The organism is Klebsiella sp. RHBSTW-00484, from assembly GCF_013705725.1.
In the GTDB taxonomy this organism is placed as follows: Bacteria; Pseudomonadota; Gammaproteobacteria; order Enterobacterales; family Enterobacteriaceae; genus Klebsiella.
In genome coordinates, this window is record NZ_CP055481.1 from 6,223,831 (window position 1) to 6,242,313 (window position 18,483).

Annotated in this window: 16 protein-coding genes; 10 read left to right on the plus strand and 6 right to left on the minus strand. The window is 53.2% G+C overall.

Going from position 1 to position 18,483, the window contains the following annotated elements:
* Positions 1-13: 13 nt before the first annotated feature.
* From dtd to HV213_RS29275, 5 genes are all read right to left on the minus strand, one after another.
* The gene (gene dtd, locus HV213_RS29255) at positions 14-451 is read right to left on the minus strand and encodes a D-aminoacyl-tRNA deacylase (protein ID WP_181484271.1); all 438 of its coding nucleotides are present in this window, start codon (positions 449-451) and stop codon (positions 14-16) included.
* Positions 448-1,308, minus strand: coding sequence for a virulence factor BrkB family protein (locus HV213_RS29260; RefSeq protein ID WP_181484272.1), 861 nt, complete (start codon positions 1,306-1,308; stop codon positions 448-450). Before HV213_RS29260 ends, dtd begins: the two co-directional genes overlap by 4 nt.
* A complete protein-coding gene (gene yihX, locus HV213_RS29265; protein ID WP_181484273.1) occupies positions 1,302-1,901 on the minus strand; it encodes a glucose-1-phosphatase in 600 nt (199 codons plus the stop codon). The genes HV213_RS29260 and yihX overlap by 7 nt, the downstream gene beginning before the upstream one ends.
* Positions 1,902-2,013: 112 nt before the next feature.
* On the minus strand, positions 2,014-2,799 hold the full coding sequence (locus tag HV213_RS29270) for a DeoR/GlpR family DNA-binding transcription regulator (RefSeq protein ID WP_110276085.1): 786 nt from the start codon (positions 2,797-2,799) through the stop codon (positions 2,014-2,016).
* A gap of 33 nt (positions 2,800-2,832) precedes the next feature.
* Positions 2,833-3,729: a sugar kinase gene (locus tag HV213_RS29275; protein WP_181484274.1), complete on the minus strand. Its 897-nt coding sequence runs from the start codon at positions 3,727-3,729 to the stop codon at positions 2,833-2,835.
* A 165-nt stretch (positions 3,730-3,894) separates the two neighbouring features.
* Between HV213_RS29275 and yihU the strand changes: the two genes are divergently transcribed.
* From yihU to ompL, 8 genes are all read left to right on the plus strand, one after another.
* A complete protein-coding gene (gene yihU / locus HV213_RS29280) occupies positions 3,895-4,785 on the plus strand; it encodes a sulfolactaldehyde 3-reductase (RefSeq protein WP_181484275.1) in 891 nt (296 codons plus the stop codon).
* A gap of 26 nt (positions 4,786-4,811) precedes the next feature.
* Entirely contained in the window at positions 4,812-5,690 is an 879-nt protein-coding gene (gene yihT / locus HV213_RS29285) for a sulfofructosephosphate aldolase (protein WP_181484276.1), read from the plus strand.
* A gap of 15 nt (positions 5,691-5,705) precedes the next feature.
* Positions 5,706-6,947: a sulfoquinovose isomerase gene (gene yihS / locus HV213_RS29290; RefSeq protein ID WP_181484277.1), complete on the plus strand. Its 1,242-nt coding sequence runs from the start codon at positions 5,706-5,708 to the stop codon at positions 6,945-6,947.
* Between the two features lie 3 nt (positions 6,948-6,950).
* The gene (locus HV213_RS29295) at positions 6,951-7,841 is read left to right on the plus strand and encodes an aldose-1-epimerase (protein WP_442788176.1); all 891 of its coding nucleotides are present in this window, start codon (positions 6,951-6,953) and stop codon (positions 7,839-7,841) included.
* A gap of 52 nt (positions 7,842-7,893) precedes the next feature.
* Entirely contained in the window at positions 7,894-9,930 is a 2,037-nt protein-coding gene (locus HV213_RS29300; protein WP_181484279.1) for an alpha-glucosidase, read from the plus strand.
* A gap of 45 nt (positions 9,931-9,975) precedes the next feature.
* A complete protein-coding gene (locus tag HV213_RS29305) occupies positions 9,976-11,358 on the plus strand; it encodes an MFS transporter (RefSeq protein WP_181484280.1) in 1,383 nt (460 codons plus the stop codon).
* 46 nt (positions 11,359-11,404) lie between these two features.
* Entirely contained in the window at positions 11,405-12,787 is a 1,383-nt protein-coding gene (locus HV213_RS29310; protein ID WP_181484281.1) for an MFS transporter, read from the plus strand.
* An 86-nt stretch (positions 12,788-12,873) separates the two neighbouring features.
* Entirely contained in the window at positions 12,874-13,566 is a 693-nt protein-coding gene (gene ompL, locus HV213_RS29315; protein WP_181484282.1) for a porin OmpL, read from the plus strand.
* Positions 13,567-13,626: 60 nt separating this feature from the next.
* On the opposite strand, the gene typA is transcribed toward ompL, so the two are convergent.
* Positions 13,627-15,450: a ribosome-dependent GTPase TypA gene (gene typA / locus HV213_RS29320; RefSeq protein ID WP_110276075.1), complete on the minus strand. Its 1,824-nt coding sequence runs from the start codon at positions 15,448-15,450 to the stop codon at positions 13,627-13,629.
* Between the two features lie 379 nt (positions 15,451-15,829).
* Between typA and glnA the strand changes: the two genes are divergently transcribed.
* Both glnA and glnL read left to right on the plus strand, forming a co-directional pair.
* Positions 15,830-17,239, plus strand: a complete 1,410-nt coding sequence (gene glnA, locus HV213_RS29325; protein WP_112216906.1) for a glutamate--ammonia ligase — start codon at positions 15,830-15,832, stop codon at positions 17,237-17,239.
* A 188-nt stretch (positions 17,240-17,427) separates the two neighbouring features.
* Positions 17,428-18,477 carry a nitrogen regulation protein NR(II) gene (gene glnL, locus HV213_RS29330; protein ID WP_181484283.1) on the plus strand — a complete coding sequence of 350 codons (1,050 nt, stop codon included), beginning with the start codon at positions 17,428-17,430 and terminating at the stop codon, positions 18,475-18,477.
* Positions 18,478-18,483 lie beyond the last annotated feature (6 nt).

Genomic DNA, 18,483 nt, shown 5'->3' on the forward strand with positions numbered 1-18,483 from the left:
CCCGGAAGCTGGCTCATACCTGCAACCAAAAGGTCACGGGGCCATCATTCACCAGAGAGACCTGCATATCGGCAGCGAATCTTCCGGTCTGTGTATTTATTTCCTGCTGGCGACAGCGCTCGACAAAATACTCATACAGCGCTTCTGCTCTGTCCGGCGCGGCCCCTTTAGAAAACCCTGGGCGCATCCCGCGCTCGGTATCCGCCGCCAGCGTAAACTGTGAGACCACCAGCACGCTGCCGCCAGCCTGCTGGACGTTAAGGTTCATTTTGCCTTCAGCATCGCTAAAAATACGGTACCCCAGCACGCGCTCGCACAGGCGGTTCGCCTTTTGCTCATCGTCGTCTCTCTCAACGCCTAACAGCACCAAAAGTCCCGGGCCGATTTCACCCGTCACTTCATCCTCCACGGTAACGCTAGCTCGGGATACGCGTTGAATTAATGCAATCATGATTGTTCTGTTTCTTCTTTTTTCAGTTTGCGGTATTCACCGAGAGTGACAGTAATTTCAGCACCAAGCAAGACGATACACCACGTCCAGTACACCCAAACGAACAAAATGGGCACCACGGCGATCACACCGTAAATCAGCTGATACGACGGGAAAGCGGTGATATATAACGCAAAAGCCTTCTTCCCCGCTTCAAACAATAACGCCGCTACCAGCGAGCCAATCACCGCGTCGCGGTTGCGCACCTCGGCCGTCGGCACAATGCTATAAAGCAGCCAGAATGCCACCCAGGATAAAATTAGCGGAAAAATGCGCAGCACATCGTCAATCACGCTATTCAGGTCGCTGGCCCAGCGTAACGAAAGCAGGTAGGAGCTGATCGCCAGGCTTGCCCCCGCCAGAAGCGGCCCTAGGGTCAGAATCATCCAGTAGACCGCGAAGGAGTAGGTCTTTGGCCGCGTACGGGTACTGCGCCAGATCGTGTTCAACGCGCTATCAATGGAGTACATCAGCAGCAGCGATGTCACAATCAGGCCGAAAGCGCCCACGGCGGTCATCCGGCTGGAGTTAGCGACAAATTGCTCAATGTAACCCTGAATAACATCTCCGGTAGCCGGGATAAAATTCGCAAAGATAAAGTGGCGAATCTGGATGCTGACATCAGAAAACATCGGAAATGCCGCGAACAGCGCGAAAACAACGGCGATAAGCGGCACAAGGGAGAGTAACGACACGTAAGCAAGGTTGCCAGCCAGCGTCGTCATGTTATCTTCATCAATACGCCGCCAGAGCAACTTAAGCCAGGAAACCAGCGGCCGCGTACGGCGCGTTGTTTTTTGATGAAGATTTTTTAGCATAGCTGTTTCGCAAAGTAGTCGGGAATGGTCTCCTTCCCGGTCACCTGAATACTGGTAATCCCTAACCGCTCAGCGCCCGCGATATTTTCGGCGTTATCATCAAAAAAGACCGTATCCTCAGCAGAAAAACCTTCGGATTCGAGGACGCTCTGATAGATCCGCGCCTCAGGTTTGCGCATCCCCATCTCTTGCGAAAGATAAATATGGTCAGCAACGGCGCGTATCTCTGGATATTCATCCGGCCAAAAGGTGGTATGCAGACGGTTAGTATTCGACAGGACCACCACGCGATGCCCCTGCTCACGCAGCTTTTGCATAATGGTGGTGACTTCCGGGCGCAGGGCAACAAAAACGGCCTGCCAGCCATGGGCGAACTGTTCGTAGCTAAGCGGCATGCTCATTTCATGGCACATTGCCGCCGCAAAATCTTCATCGCTGATTTCACCGCGTTCATGCTGATGAAACGCCTCGCCCATAGCGAAATGCTGCTTCAGCGTCGCAAGCGGGATACGCGTTAAATCACTCCACGTCCCGAGCACACGGTTGAAGTCAATATCGACAATCACATTACCTAAATCAAAGATATAGAGCATGGTCCTCTCCTTTTGTACCGTGGAAAATTAACTGTAGCGGGAAAGGAGAGGTTTTACTATTCATGAGTAAAGGTTGAAGACCCCAGCACATCAGGAACTGAGGAATAGCTAGCTAGCCCTCTTCCTGGGCAAGAATAATTTCTGTCTGATTTTCATCCAGCCACGATTTTAACCCACCTGACGGGTACTCATCGGTAAACAGCGCCGTCACCTGCGCGACGTTACCGATCTCCACGGCAGCAGAAGCGTGATATTTAGTATGATCGGCGGCGAGAAGAATTTGCCTCGAGTGCGCCATCATCGTTTTCACCACGCTGGCTTCGTTGACATCAAACTCCAGCAGTGCGCCATCGCTTTCAATGGCCCCGACGCTTGTCACCAGATAATCAGCCCGAAAGTCAGCCACAAACGCCGTCGCGGAAGGGCCGATGATTCCGCTATTGTGCGGACGCAGCGTACCGCCGGGCACCATAACCTCGAAGCGTGGGTTGTTATAAAGAATATGCGCCACCCGCAGGCTGTTGGTGATGATGCGCAAATGGTTATGGTTTAACAACGCCCGCGCCACCTGCTCAACGGTGGTGCCTATGGTAATAAATACCGTTGAACCATCCGGAATATAGTCAGCCACCGCTTCCGCGATGGCTTTTTTCTCTTCCGTCCAGGAGACTTCACGCTGTTCGAACGCCGTATTGACCACGCTCGACGCTCTGCCCGCCCCGCCGTGGTGACGCGTAATCAATCCCTGTTCGCTTAGTTTACGAATATCACGGCGCACGGTCTGCGTGGAAACATCCAGTAGGCTGGCCAGCTCGTCAATATTCATATAACCGCGCTCGCTAATCAGCATAAGCAGCTGATCGTGCCGCGGGTTACCGGTCAGTTCGGTAAGACTCATGAAATTTCCTCGAAAAACCATTGCCCTGGCATTTTATACAAAAAGTGACAGAAAAGATCGGGTTTGATCACAGTCAGGGATACCCGCACGCCCTCCCGGGCGCGTACACTTCAGTGCCGCAACCCCACTGGCAAACTTGACGGCATCTTCCTGGGCGCAGCCAGAAGCCAGACTGAAGGCCAGCGCACCGTGGAAAACATCGCCTGCACCGGTAGTATCAACCACATCTACAGCAAATCCAGGTTGATGCTGTAACACATTATTTTTTATCCAGTCACAGCCTTCCCCACCTCGCGTCACATAAACATGTCCATTTGTGAGCGCTTGTGCTTTTTTCAGACCAGCCTCCGATTCTTCTGTCCCGGTCAGACGCGCCAGTCCCGGTTCAGAGAAAGCAGCATGATCGCTTAACGCCACCAGCTCGCTAATGTCCTGCGGCGTAACATCACCATCCAGCACGGTTATCACTCCAGCCCGACGCGCGAGGGTAAATGCCTGCTTTGCCCCTTCGTGCCAGCGAACATCTGCCAGCACCACGTCCCACTGGGAAAAATCAATCGCATTCAACCAGTCGGCATCCGGCAGTAAATCCGGACTAGGGTAGTTGACGATAATCCGCTCCCCTTTCGCATCAACCATGATTGCCGATTGCGAAGAGTGCGCTCCCGTATAGCGCCGGGTGTAGCGAGTATTTACCCCCAGGGACTCCAGCTCCGCCAGCAAGCTGTTTCCGGTGTCGTCATCGCCAACCCGGCCAATAAAGTCCACCTGCGCGCCCAGTTTCGCCGCCGCCACAGCCGCCGTTGCGGCAGGCCCGCCGCCCACTTCCGTATAGCGCTTCGCCACATACTTCCCTCCTTCAAACGGTAAACCTTCTACGTAATAGATGCGATCCATCACGGCAATACCCACACAAGCAACGCGAATCATGGTCATTCCTTAAACGTTTCGAGATGGGATCATTTTAATTTCACAAAATGTTTAAAAAGTGACGGCTGTCAATTTTTTGACTATAAATTACAAATACGATCAAAAACAGACAATAAACACCCATTTTAAATGACAAAAAATGACACCGCGTCTCAGGAGAACGTTATGGCAGCTATAGCATTTATCGGATTAGGTCAAATGGGTTCCCCCATGGCGAGCAACCTGTTGAAGCAGGGCCATCAGCTCAGCGTCTTTGACGTTAACCCGAATGCCATGCAGCAGCTGGTGGAAAAAGGGGCGCGTCCTGCCACCAGTCCGGCTGACGCGGCGAAAGAGGCAGAGTTTGTCATCACCATGCTGCCAAACGGCGATCTGGTACGGAACGTTTTATTCGGTGAATCAGGCGTCTGCGAAACCCTTTCGCCACAAGCGCTGGTGATTGATATGTCGACTATTCACCCGCTGCAAACCGACAAACTGATTACCGATATGCGCGCCAAAGGCTTCGACATGATGGATTGCCCGGTCGGGCGCACTTCCGATCACGCCGTCGCGGGGACATTGCTGCTGCTGGCGGGTGGCACGGCAGAGCAGGTCGAACGCGCCACGCCGGTACTGATGGCGATGGGTAACGAACAGGTCAACGCAGGCGGTCCAGGTATGGGTATCCGCGTGAAGCTTATCAACAACTATATGAGCATTGCGCTGAATGCGCTATCCGCCGAAGCCGCCGTACTGTGCGAAGCGCTCGGCCTCTCCTTCGATGTGGCCTTAAAGGTGATGAGCGGAACGCCTGCCGGAAAAGGTCACTTCACCACCTCCTGGCCAAACAAAGTGCTGAAAGGCGATCTCTCTCCGGCCTTCATGATCGATCTGGCCCACAAAGATCTTGGCATCGCGCTGGATGTTGCCAATCAGCTACATGTGCCGATGCCGCTCGGGGCCGCCTCCCGTGAAGTTTATAACCAGGCGCGCGCTGCAGGTCGTGGTCGGGAAGACTGGAGTGCCATTCTTGAGCAGGTTCGCGCATCTGCCGGACTAAACAATCAACATTGATAAGTAAAAGGACTGAGGACTGAACAATGACGAAGTACACCCTGAAAGATATCACCCGAGCTTCCGGCGGTTTTGCCATGCTGGCCGTCGATCAACGCGAAGCCATGCGCTTAATGTTTGCCGCTGCGGGGGCGAAATCCCCGGTCAGCGACAGCGTGCTGACCGATTTCAAAGTGAATGCGGCGAAGATTCTTTCTCCTTATGCCTCGGCCATTCTGGTCGATCAGCAGTTCTGTTACCGTCAGGTGGTGGAGCAAAACGCGGTAGCCAAAAGCTGCGCCATGATTGTCGCCGCCGATGAGTTTATTCCCGGCAACGGCATCCCCGTTGATAGCGTGGTGATTGATAAAAATATCGATCCGCAGGCCGTGAAGCAGGACGGTGCCAAAGCATTAAAACTGCTGGTGCTGTGGCGCAGCGATGAAGATGCCCAGCAGCGTCTGGACATGGTGAAAGAGTTCAACGAGCTATGCCACGCCAGTGGCCTGCTGAGCATCATCGAGCCGGTCGTTCGCCCGCCGCGTCGTGGCGATAAGTTCGATCGCGAGCAGGCCATTATCGATGCCGCGAAAGAGCTGGGCGACAGCGGTGCCGATCTCTACAAAGTCGAAATGCCCCTCTACGGCAAGGGCTCTGCGCAAGAGCTACTCACCGCCTCCCAACGCCTGAATGAAAACATCAACATGCCGTGGGTCATTCTCTCCTCTGGTGTCGATGAAAAACTGTTTCCTCGCGCGGTCAGCGTTGCAATGACCGCTGGCGCATCAGGCTTCCTGGCCGGGCGTGCGGTCTGGTCATCGGTTGTGGGGCTGCCGGATACCGAGCTGATGCTGCGCGATGTTTCTGCACCGAAGTTGCAGCGTCTGGGCGATATCGTCGATGAAATGATGGCCCGCCGCCGTTAATACGAGGATCGAAGAATGAAATGGTTTAACACCTTGAGCCACAACCGCTGGCTGGAGCAGGAAACCGACCGCATCTTTAACTTTGGCAAGAACGCGGCGGTACCGACCGGATTTGGCTGGCTGGGAAATAGTGGTCAGGTCAGAACGGATATGGGAACGCATCTGTGGATCACTGCCCGAATGCTGCACGTCTATTCCGTTGCCGCATCCATGGGTCGCCCCGGGGCGTATCAATTAGTCAGTCACGGGATCAACGCTCTGAACGGCGCGCTGCGTGATAAACGCTACGGCGGCTGGTACGCCTGCGTCAATGACGAAGGCGTGATGGATGCCTCCAAGCAGGGCTATCAGCATTTCTTTGTGTTGCTTGGTGCGGCAAGCGCGGTCACAACCGGTCATCCACAGGCCAGACAACTGCTCGATGACGCCATCGAAGTGATTGAAGAATACTTCTGGAGTGAAGATGAGCAGATGTGCCTGGAGTCCTGGGACGAAGCCTTCAGCCAGACGGAAGATTATCGCGGCGGCAACGCCAACATGCACGCAGTTGAAGCCTTCCTGATCGTTTACGACGTCACTCATGATCGTAAATGGCTGGATCGGGCGCTACGCATCGCGTCGGTGATTATTCACGACGTGGCCCGCAGCGGTGAGTATCGCGTTAACGAGCACTTCGATTCGCAGTGGAACCCTATTCGCGATTACAACAAAGACAACCCAGCGCATCGCTTCCGTGCCTACGGCGGCACTCCGGGCCACTGGATCGAGTGGGGCAGATTGATGCTGCATCTGCACGCCGCGCTGGAAGCTCGCTTCGAAACGCCACCAGCCTGGCTGCTGGAAGATGCTAAAGGTCTGTTCCACGCCACCATCCGCGATGCCTGGGCACCGGACGGCGCGGACGGCTTTGTCTACTCGGTGGACTGGGACGGTAAACCGATCGTTCGCGAAAGAGTGCGCTGGCCGATCGTCGAAGCGATGGGCACCGCCTACGCCCTGCACACCCTCACCGGCGACAGCCAGTACGAAACCTGGTACCAGACGTGGTGGGATTACTGCATCACTTATCTGATGGACTACGAGACCGGTTCATGGTGGCAGGAGCTGGATACCGATAACAAGGTGACCACCAAAGTCTGGGACGGCAAGCAGGATATTTACCACCTGCTGCACTGCCTGGTGATCCCGCGCCTGCCCCTGGCACCTGGGCTGGCTCCGGCGGTTGCTGCTGGTCTTCTGGATATCAACGCAAAATAGGTCATAAGGATAGCAGCCATGCACAGCGGCGGAAAAACCATTCAACTTCAGGCCGGACACTACCAGGCAAAAATCGTGACGGTTGGCGCGGGACTGGCGGAACTGACGCACCATGGGCGTCACGTCGTTATTCCACACAAACCTGAAGAGATGCCGCTGGCGCATCTGGGGAAAATATTGGTTCCCTGGCCTAATCGCGTAGCAAACGGCTGCTATCAGCATAACGGCAAGACCTTCCAGCTTGCCGTTAACGACCTTGCTTCGCAGAGCGCGATTCATGGCCTTTTAGCCTGGCGGGATTGGCAGATTAACCAGCAGTCGGCATCGGAAGCGTCGCTGATGATTTTTCTGCCACCTTCTTACGGCTATCCCTTTTCGCTGCTTGTCGAAGTCATATACCGCCTGGACGCCATAGGCGGTCTGCATGTTTCTATCAGCACGCTCAATATCGGCGATCAACCAGCCCCTTACGGTTCCGGCGCGCATCCCTATTTAACCTGCGATCTTGAGAAAATAGATAGCTGTACGCTAACCCTTCCGGCAGACGAGGTATTGAGCATTGATACCCAGGAATTGCATCGCGTTGAGCACACAGAGCTAAATTTCACCACGCCACACCCTATCGCGGCGACGCAGATCGATCACACCTTTAAAACGACAGCGCCGGACGATGAGTGGGAAGTCAGGATGTTCAGCGCAGCAAAAAATATGACGACGTTTCTGCGCTGCAATCAGCCCTGGCTGCAGGTTTACAGCGGCGAGAAGTTACATCGACAAGGACTTGCCGTCGAGCCCATGACCTGTCCGCCTGATGCCTTTAATTCCGGAATTGGCCTTATTTCTCTTGCCCCAGGCGAGATGCACCGGATGCGCTTTTTGATCGGCGCTGAATAGTCCCATTCCGACGCAAAAATTACCGAATTACCCTATATCTACGGAGACGAAAATGAATTCGTTACAACAACGGTCAAGCGCATTAGAACTCACAACCCTACAGGATGGCTTTGCGCTAACGTACCACCAGCGCCTGATTCTGCGCCATACCTCGCAAACCCCTTGCCTGTGGATTGGCACCGGCGTCGCGGATATTGATATGTTTCGCGGCAACTTCAGTATTAAAGACAAACTGAATGAAAAAATTGCTCTCACTAGTGCCACGGTCAGTGAATCGTCTGACGGCTGGCGGGTCGATTTCAGCCGCGGCACCACCATCAACGCGACCCTGAAAATCTCCACTGATGAACAGGGCCGCCTGAAGCTGGATCTGCAAAACGACGATCTGAGCCACAATCGCATCTGGCTGCGGCTGGCCGCTAACCCGGCCGATCATATCTACGGCTGCGGTGAACAGTTCTCTTACTTCGACTTACGCGGCAAGCCGTTCCCATTATGGACCAGCGAACAGGGCGTGGGTCGTAATAAAAATAGTTATGTCACCTGGCAGGCGGACTGCAAAGAGAACGCGGGCGGCGACTATTACTGGACCTTCTTCCCGCAACCAACCTTTGTCAGCACGCAAAAATACTACTGCCACGTTGATAATAGCTGCTACATGAATTTCGACTTTAGCGCACCGGAGTATCACGAGCTGGCGCTGTGGGAAGACAAAACCACCCTGCGCTTTGAGTGCGCTGACACCTATATTTCCCTGCTGGAAAAACTGACCGCGCTGTTAGGCCGCCAGCCAGAGCTGCCGGACTGGATTTACGACGGCGTCACGCTGGGTATTCAGGGCGGCACTGAGGTTTGCCAGAATAAACTGGACACCATGCGCAACGCGGGCGTGAAGGTGAACGGCATCTGGGCGCAGGACTGGTCCGGGATCCGTATGACCTCCTTTGGCAAGCGCGTGATGTGGAACTGGAAGTGGAACAGCGACAACTATCCACAGCTGGACAGCCGCATTAAGCAGTGGAAAGAAGAAGGCGTGCAGTTCCTCTCGTATATCAACCCGTACGTTGCCAGCGATAAAGATCTCTGCGCCGAAGCGGCAGAACGCGGCTACCTGGCAAAAGATGCCGCTGGCGGTGACTATCTGGTTGAGTTCGGCGAATTTTACGGCGGCGTGGTCGATCTGACTAACCCGGAAGCCTACGACTGGTTCAAAGAAGTCATCAAAAAGAACATGATTGAGCTCGGTTGCGGCGGCTGGATGGCAGATTTTGGCGAATACCTGCCGACCGATACGTATCTGCACAACGGCGTCAGCGCCGAGATCATGCACAACGCCTGGCCTGCGCTGTGGGCGAAATGTAACTACGAGGCGCTACAGGAGACCGGCAAGCTCGGCGAGATCCTGTTCTTTATGCGTGCGGGTTACACCGGCAGCCAGAAGTACTCCACCATGATGTGGGCGGGCGACCAAAACGTGGACTGGAGCCTTGATGATGGCCTGGCTTCGGTCGTCCCTGCGGCGCTGTCGCTGGCGATGACCGGCCACGGCCTGCACCACAGCGATATCGGCGGCTACACGACCCTGTTTGACATGAAGCGCACGAAAGAGCTGCTGCTGCGCTGGTGCGACTTCAGCGCTTTCACCCCGATGATGCGTACCCACGAAGGCAACCGCCCTGGCGATAACTGGCAGTTTGACGGTGATGCAGAAACCATCGCCCACTTCGCCCGCATGACCACCGTATTCACTACCCTGAAACCGTATCTCAAGCAGGCCGTCGCGCAAAACAGCGCCACCGGACTGCCGGTGATGCGCCCGCTGTTCCTGCATTACGAAGACGATGCAACCACCTATACCCTGAAATATCAGTATCTGCTGGGTCAGGATCTGCTGGTAGCGCCGGTTCACGAACAGGGTAAGCGCGACTGGACGCTGTATCTGCCAGAGGATAGCTGGGTCAACGTCTGGACCGGTGAAACTCACCAGGGCGGCGAAATTACCGTCGATGCGCCCATTGGCCAGCCACCCGTCTTCTATCGCGCGAAGAGTGAGTGGGCATCGCTGTTTGCCACTTTACGCCACATCTAATACGGCTCGCCCGCGCGGAAACTCGCGGGCAAACGGAGAATAACAATGAGTCAGAATACAGCCAATCCGGCAACCCTACGCTTACCTTTTAAAGAAAAACTCGCCTATGGGATGGGTGATTTAGGTTCCAATATCCTGCTGGACATTGGCACGCTCTATTTACTCAAGTTTTATACCGATGTCCTTGGTTTACCAGGTACTTACGGCGGTATCATTTTCCTTATCGCCAAGTTTTTTACCGCGTTTACCGATATGGGTACCGGGATTATGCTCGATTCGCGACGTAAAATTGGTCCGAAGGGCAAATTCCGTCCGTTCGTGCTTTACGCGGCTTTCCCGGTTACGCTCCTGGCCATCGCTAACTTTGTCGGCACGCCGTTTGAAATCACCGGCAAAACGGTGATGGCGACGGTGCTGTTTATGCTGTACGGACTGTTCTTCAGTATGATGAACTGCTCTTACGGCGCGATGGTGCCCGCAATAACGAAAAACCCGGATGAGCGCGCTTCGCTTGCCGCCTGGCGTCAGGGCGGCGCGACGCTCGGCCTGCTGCTGTGCACCGTCGGCTTTGTGCCAGTGATGAACCTGATAGAAGGCAACTCGCAACTGGGTTATATCTTCGCCGCCACGCTGTTCTCCCTGTTCGGCCTGCTGTTTATGTGGCTGTGCTATGCGGGAGTTAAAGAGCGCTACGTCGAAGTTAAGCCCGTTGATGCGGCGCAAAAGCCGGGGTTACTGCAATCCTTCCGCGCCATCGCTGGCAACCGCCCGCTGTTTATTCTGTGCATTGCCAACCTGTGTACGCTCGGCGCGTTTAACGTCAAGCTAGCGATCCAGGTCTATTACACCCAGTACGTCCTGAATGACCCAATCCTCCTCTCCTGGATGGGATTTTTCAGCATGGGCTGCATCTTTATTGGCGTCTTTTTAATGCCCATGATGGTCAGACGCTTTGGTAAGAAGAAGGTTTATATCGGCGGTCTGCTGATTTGGATTGCGGGCGATCTGCTCAACTACTTCTTTGGCGGCGGGTCGGTCAGTTTTGTTGCTTTCTCCTGCCTGGCCTTCTTTGGTTCGGCGTTCGTCAACAGCCTGAACTGGGCGCTGGTCTCCGACACGGTGGAATATGGCGAATGGCGCACCGGCGTGCGTTCTGAAGGTACGGTGTACACCGGGTTTACCTTCTTTCGCAAAGTGTCGCAGGCGCTGGCTGGCTTCTTCCCCGGCTGGATGCTGACCCAGATTGGCTACGAGCCCAATGTGGTGCAATCGGCGGGTACCGTCGAAGGCTTACGCCAGCTGATTTTTATTTATCCATGCGCGCTAGCGGTGATCACCATCGTGGCAATGGGCTGTTTCTACAACCTTAACGAGAAGATGTATGTCCGCATCGTTGAAGAGATAGAAGCCCGTAAACAACCTGTCTGATAATAATAATGAATAGCGCCCTTCGGGGCGTTACTGAGGAGCGATTATGTCTGACCATGATCCGCTAACGTTAAAACTGAGCCTGCGGGAAAAATGCGCCTATGGCGTGGGTGACTTCGGCTCAAATTTGATGCTGTGTATCGGCACGCTGTATCTGCTTAAATTTTATACCGATGAACTAGGAATGCCTGCATATTACGGCGGGATCATCTTTCTGGTAGCGAAGTTCTTCACCGCCTTCACCGATATGCTGACCGGCGTATTACTGGACTCGCGGCGTAATATCGGCGCAAAGGGGAAATTCAGGCCTTTTATTCTGTATGCCTCATTCCCCGTCGCGCTGGTCGCCACAGCGCAGTTTTTAGCGACAGATTTTACGCTAACGGTGAAAACGGGGCTGGCAACGGTGCTGTTTATGTTGTTCGGCCTGTTCTATAGCCTGATGAACTGCTCTTATGGGGCGATGGTTCCCGCCATCACTAAAAACCCGCACCAGCGCGCAGAACTCGCCGCGTGGCGACAAGGCGGCGCAACCCTGGGCCTGCTGCTGTGTACCGTTGGCTTTATGCCCATTCAGGCGCTTTTTACAAGTTCACCTTCGCTTGGCTATCTGACTGCTGCGCTGATCTTCTCCGTTTGCGGGTTATTCAGCATGTGGTGGTGCTTTAGCGGGGTGAAAGAGCGCTATATTGAAATCGTACCGGATCATCATAAACCCAGTATTCTCAAGTCGTTCTGCGCGATTTTCCGTAACCCTCCTCTGCTGGTGCTGTGTATTGCTAACCTATGTACGCTGGCGGCATTTAACATCAAGCTGGCGATTCAGGTCTATTACACCCAGTACGTACTGAACGACATCCATCTACTGTCATGGATGGGCTTTTTCAGTATGGGATGCATTCTGGTGGGCGTTTTTCTTGTCCCCACAACGGTGAAGCGCTTCGGTAAAAAGCAGGTTTACCTGGGTGGACTGGCATTGTGGGCCATAGGCGATGTGCTGAACTTTTTCTGGGGAAGTACATCATTTTTATTTGTGACGTTCTCCTGCATGGCCTTCTTTGGCACAGCCTTCGTTAACAGCCTGAACTGGGCGCTGGTTCCGGATACGGTTGATTACGGTGAGTGGAAAACGGGTATTCGTGCGGAAGGGTCGGTTTATACCGGTTATACCTTTTCACGAAAAATTTCCGCAGCGCTTGCTGGGTTCTTGCCAGGTATTATGCTGACGCAAATTGGTTATATCCCCAATATTGCGCAAAGTGAAACTACGCTGCTCGGTTTACGCCAGCTTATTTTCCTCTGGCCCTGCGGTTTGGCGATTATCGCGGCATTCACCATGGGCTTATTTTATAAGCTCAATGAAAGCCGTTTTGCTTTTATTATCGAGGAAATTGGCCAACGAAAAAAACAACACAACCCGGTATTGTGAATAACTAAAAGACCTCTTTTTTAATTATTGCCGCTCTATCCATTTTAATGGATAGCGGCTCCCCTACGTTAAAAAATGGATTTATTATGAAAAAAATAAACGCGATACTTCTGTTAACCTCTGTTATCTCTACCTCTGCGTTTGCTGGTGCTTATGTGGAAAACCGCGAGGCCTATAATCTGGCATCCGATCAGATGGAAGTCATGATGCGCGTTGGCTATAACTTTGATATGGGCGCTGGCCTGATGCTCACCAACACCTATACTCTGCAACGCAAGGATGAGTTAAAGCATGGCTATAACGAAATCGAAGGCTGGTATCCGCTATTCAGACCAACGGATAAATTAACGATTCAGCCGGGAGGGTTAATTACCGACAAGAGCATTGGCTCCAGCGGTGCGGTTTATCTGGATGTGAATTACAAATTTACCCCGTGGTTTAATCTGACCGTGCGTAACCGCTATAATCACAATAACTACAGCTCAACTGACTTAAATGGTGAGCAAGATAATAATGACACCTACGAAGTAGGTACCTATTGGAATTTTATTATCACCGATAAATTCTCTTATACTTTTGAACCACACTATTTTACGCGGGTGAATGATTTTAATAGTAGCAACGGTAAAGACCATCACTGGGAAATTACCAATACCTTCAGATATCGGATCAATCAAAATTGGTTGCCTTACTTTGAACTGCGCTGGCTGGATCGCAATGTGGAACCGTACCACCGGGAACAAAACCAGATTCGCGCTGGGGTGAAGTATTTCTTTTAAGTCTTCAGGCAAAAAAAAGCCGCTGATTATCAGCGGCTTTTTCATAGCAAGAAGCGTTAATTAATCTTCTTTAGAACCACGCATCGCGCGTTTACGATCGTTCTCGGTCAGATGACGCTTACGGATACGGACAGAAGTCGGGGTGACTTCTACCAGTTCGTCGTCATCGATGAACTCAAGAGCTTGCTCCAGCGTCATTTTCAGTGCCGGAACCAGGGTCGTCGCTTCGTCAGTACCGGAAGCACGCATGTTGGTCAGTTTCTTACCGGTCAGGCAGTTTACAGTCAGGTCGTTAGAACGACTGTGAATACCGATGATCTGGCCTTCGTAAACTTCTGCACCGTGACCCAGGAACAGCTTACCGCGGTCCTGCAGGCTAAACAGTGCGAACGCAACCGCTTTACCCTGGCCATTGGAGATCAGAACGCCGTTCTGACGCTGACCCACATCACCCGCACGAACGTCGTCGTAATGGCTGAAGGTGGAGTACAGCAGACCGGTACCGGAGGTCATGGTCATGAATTCTGAACGGAAGCCGATCAGACCACGGCTTGGGATCACGTAGTCGAGACGTACGCGGCCTTTGCCATCTGGATTCATGTTTTTCAGATCGCCTTTACGCTCACCCAGTGCCTGCATCACAGAACCCTGGTGCTGTTCTTCGACGTCCAGCGTGACGTTTTCGAACGGCTCTTGTTTACGGCCATCGATTTCGCGGAAGATAACTTTCGGACGGGAAACCGCCATCTCGAAACCTTCACGACGCATGTTCTCGATAAGAACAGACAGGTGCAGTTCACCACGGCCAGAAACGCGGAATGCGTCTGCATCCGGAGTTTCTTCAACGCGCAGCGCCACGTTGTGCACCAGCTCTTTGTTCAGGCGGTCAAGGATCTGACGAGAGGTAACGTACTTACCTTCTTTGCCACAGAACGGAGAGGTGTTAACGCAGAAGAACATGGTTACGGTCGGCTCATCAACAGACAGCGCCGGCAGCGCTTCAACATTCTGCGTATCGCAGATGGTGTCAGAGATGTTCAGCTCGCCCAGACCGGTGATCGCGATGATATCGCCAGCTTCTGCAACGTCGCTCTCGATACGCTCAAGACCCAGATGGGTCAGAACTTTACCGACTTTACCGTTACGGGTTTTGCCTTCGCTATCAACGATAGTAACCTGCTGGTTCGGCTTCACTTTACCGCGTTTGATGCGGCCGATGCCGATGACGCCAACGTAGTTGTTGTAGTCCAGCTGGGAGATTTGCATCTGCAGCGGGCCATCAAGGTCAACGTTCGGAGCCGGTACGCGATCGACGATAGTCTGATACAGCGGAGTCATATCGTCAGCCATATCTTCGTGATCCAGACCCGCAATACCGTTCAGCGCAGAAGCGTAAACGATAGGGAAGTCCAGCTGTTCGTCGGTAGCGTCGAGGTTTACGAACAGGTCGAATACCTGATCGACAACCCAGTCAGGGCGTGCGCCCGGACGGTCAACTTTGTTGATAACAACAATTGGCTTCAGGCCATGAGCAAAGGCTTTTTTGGTCACGAAGCGCGTCTGCGGCATCGGACCATCCATTGCATCAACGACCAGCAGAACGGAATCGACCATGGACATGACACGTTCAACTTCACCACCAAAGTCGGCGTGCCCCGGGGTATCAACGATGTTGATACGGTAATCATTCCATTTGATAGCGGTGTTTTTAGCCAGGATGGTAATCCCACGCTCTTTCTCCAAATCGTTGGAGTCCATCACACGCTCTTGAGTTTCGGCACGCGCATCGAACGTACCGGATTGCTGCAGCAGCTTATCAACCAGGGTAGTTTTACCATGGTCAACGTGCGCGATGATGGCGATGTTACGCAAATTTTCGATCACAACTTTGCCTCAGGCATTTAGAAATAGCGCGTTATTGTACACGGATTAATCGCACTACAAAACAGGATCACAAACATCCCCCGCAAACAAGTATTGCAGAGTTTCTTTGTGACCGCTTTCACGGAGCGTTAAAAGGGTTATTAAAGGTCAATTGCACCAAATAAGTGCCCAATGTTCACACAATTGCACTATTATAGTGCAACGCATTCATAATGGTGCAGCCCTTTTGCACGATGGTGTGCATGATAACGCCTTTTGGGGGCAATTTAAAAGTTGGCACAGATTTCGCTTTATATTTTTTAAGGCAACAACGCCACCTTAAGCAGTTAGAAAGTTTTCGTTACCACGACGACAATGACCAATCCGGGAGAGTTTAAGTATGTCCGCTGAACACGTTTTGACGATGCTGAACGAGCACGAAGTGAAGTTTGTCGATCTGCGCTTCACCGATACCAAAGGTAAAGAACAGCACGTTACTATTCCTTCTCATCAGGTAAATGCCGAATTCTTCGAAGAAGGCAAAATGTTTGATGGCTCCTCGATTGGCGGCTGGAAAGGTATTAACGAATCCGACATGGTTCTGATGCCGGATGCAACTACCGCGCTGATCGACCCGTTCTACGAAGAACCGACGCTGATCATCCGTTGCGATATCCTGGAACCAGGCACCCTGCAGGGCTATGACCGTGACCCGCGCTCCATCGCCAAACGTGCGGAAGAATACCTGCGCGCAACCGGCATTGCGGATACCGTGCTGTTCGGGCCAGAACCAGAATTCTTCCTGTTCGATGACATCCGTTTTGGTGCGTCTATCTCCGGTTCTCACGTTGCTATCGATGATATCGAAGGCGCATGGAACTCTTCCACCAAATATGAAGGCGGCAACAAAGGCCACCGTCCGGGCGTGAAAGGCGGTTATTTCCCGGTTCCGCCGGTAGACTCTTCTCAGGATATCCGTTCGACCATGTGTATGATCATGGAAGAGATGGGCCTGGTTGTTGAAGCTCACCACCACGAAGTGGCAACTGCCGGTCAGAACGAAATCGCTACCCGCTTTAATACTATGACCAAAAAAGCGGACGAAATTCAGATCTACAAATACGTCGTGCACAACGTCGCACACCGCTTCGGTAAAACGGCGACCTTTATGCCAAAACCGATGTTCGGCGATAACGGTTCCGGTATGCACTGCCACATGTCCCTGTCCAAGAACGGCGTAAACCTGTTCTCTGGCGACAAATACGCAGGCCTGTCTGAACAAGCGCTGTTCTACATCGGCGGCGTAATCAAGCACGCTAAAGCCATTAACGCCCTGGCGAACCCGACCACCAACTCTTACAAGCGTCTGGTCCCGGGTTACGAAGCACCGGTCATGCTGGCTTACTCTGCCCGTAACCGCTCCGCTTCCATCCGTATTCCGGTAGTGACCTCTCCGAAAGCGCGTCGTATCGAAGTCCGCTTCCCGGATCCGGCTGCTAACCCGTACCTGTGCTTTGCTGCACTGCTGATGGCTGGCCTTGACGGTATCAAGAACAAAATCCATCCGGGCGAAGCGATGGACAAAAACCTGTACGATCTGCCGCCGGAAGAAGCGAAAGAGATCCCACAGGTTGCAGGTTCTCTGGAAGAAGCATTGAACGAACTGGATGCTGACCGTGAATTCCTGACCGCTGGTGGCGTATTCACCAACGACGCAATCGATGCTTACATCGCCCTGCGTATTGAAGAGAACGACCGTGTACGCATGACTCCGCACCCGGTTGAGTTCGAGCTGTACTACAGCGTTTAATTTTGCTGTAAATCCGCGGTATTCCGTGTTGTGGCGTGGGGTACCGAGGATGTTTTGTTGCCGTGGAAACTTTCAGCCCATCTCAGGATGGGCTTTTTTCTCCACCAACGCGCTGATCTCATGAGCTTTTTACTCATAAAAAGCTATACTGCACTAAAATGGTGCACTCTAATTCAGGAGACTGTCAGATGGCAACAGGCACACTGCCCGATGCTGGGCAGATCCTTAACTCTTTAATCAACAGTATCTTACTGGTCGATGACGACCTGGCGGTGCATTACGCGAACCCGGCTGCACAGCAGTTGCTGGCGCAAAGCTCACGTAAGCTATTTGGTACCCCGCTCCCGGAGCTGTTGAGCTATTTCTCGCTGAATATTGGTCTCATGCAGGAGAGCCTGCAGGCGGGCCAGGGCTTTACCGATAACGAAGTGACGCTGGTCATCGATGGTCGGTCTCATATCCTGTCTCTGACGGCACAGCGCCTTCCTGAGGGCTACATTTTGCTGGAAATGGCACCGATGGATAATCAGCGTCGTCTGAGCCAGGAACAGCTTCAGCACGCACAGCAGATTGCCGCGCGTGACTTAGTGCGCGGTTTGGCCCACGAGATTAAAAACCCGTTGGGTGGCCTGCGCGGTGCAGCGCAGTTGCTGAGCAAAGCGCTGCCCGATCCTTCGTTGACGGAATACACCAAAGTCATCATTGAACAGGCCGATCGGCTAAGAAATCTGGTCGACCGCCTGCTGGGACCGCAGCATCCTGGAATGCACGTCACAGAGAGCATTCACAAGGTTGCAGAGCGAGTGGTGAAGCTGGTGTCTATGGAGTTGCCGGATAACGTCAAACTGGTTCGTGATTACGACCCAAGCCTGCCGGAACTCCCACACGACCCGGATCAAATTGAACAAGTGCTGCTGAATATCGTCCGCAATGCGCTGCAAGCGCTGGGACCTGATGGCGGAGAGATAGTCCTGCGTACCCGCACGGCGTTCCAGCTGACCCTGCACGGGGTTCGCTACCGCCTTGCAGCACGTATTGACGTTGAAGATAACGGCCCGGGAATACCGTCTCACTTACAGGATACGCTGTTTTATCCGATGGTGAGCGGGCGCGAAGGCGGTACTGGCCTCGGGCTGTCTATCGCCCGCAGCCTTATCGATCAGCACTCCGGCAAAATTGAATTTACCAGTTGGCCAGGGCATACCGAATTCTCGGTGTACCTGCCTATTCGGAAGTAGAGGTGT